At 35.0% G+C, this 434-nt stretch carries 1 protein-coding gene; it reads left to right on the top strand.

The features are described 5' to 3' along the window. Nucleotides 1-434: replication initiation protein (locus tag NNN71_RS25005; RefSeq protein WP_271459619.1), on the top strand; the 434-nt coding region annotated here is incomplete at both ends.

The raw sequence follows: 434 nt of genomic DNA, 5'->3' as shown, positions 1-434 counted from the left end.
ACCTAACGCAACTTAAAGGGCAATTCACGCAATATCAACTCAAACATATCGCTTATTTCAACAGTGTACATTCAATTCGAATTTATGAGCTAATTACACAATATCGCTCTGTTGGTAGTCGTGAAATTACAGTAGAAAAACTAAAAGAATGGCTTCAGGTTGAAAATAAATACCCTAGATTTAATTCATTAAATCAACGTGTTTTGGAACCTGCAATAACTGAGATTAACGAGAAATCTGATTTAGTCGTTGAGGTTGAACAAATCAAGCGTGGGCGTACTATTCACTCTTTAAATTTTGTGATTGGTAGTAAAAAACGAACAGCTCAAAAAATTGAAGAAGTTGCAAAACGGCCAGTATTTCCACATAAAAACAAGTATGGGAAGTTCGTCAAACTCGATAAGCAAAACCCTAAGATGAGCAATCACGAGTAC

It is taken from the genome of Kluyvera sp. Awk 3, from assembly GCF_028069715.1.
Taxonomy (GTDB): Bacteria; Pseudomonadota; Gammaproteobacteria; order Enterobacterales; family Enterobacteriaceae; genus Kluyvera; species Kluyvera georgiana_A.
This window is presented reverse-complemented; position numbering and strand designations above follow the sequence as displayed.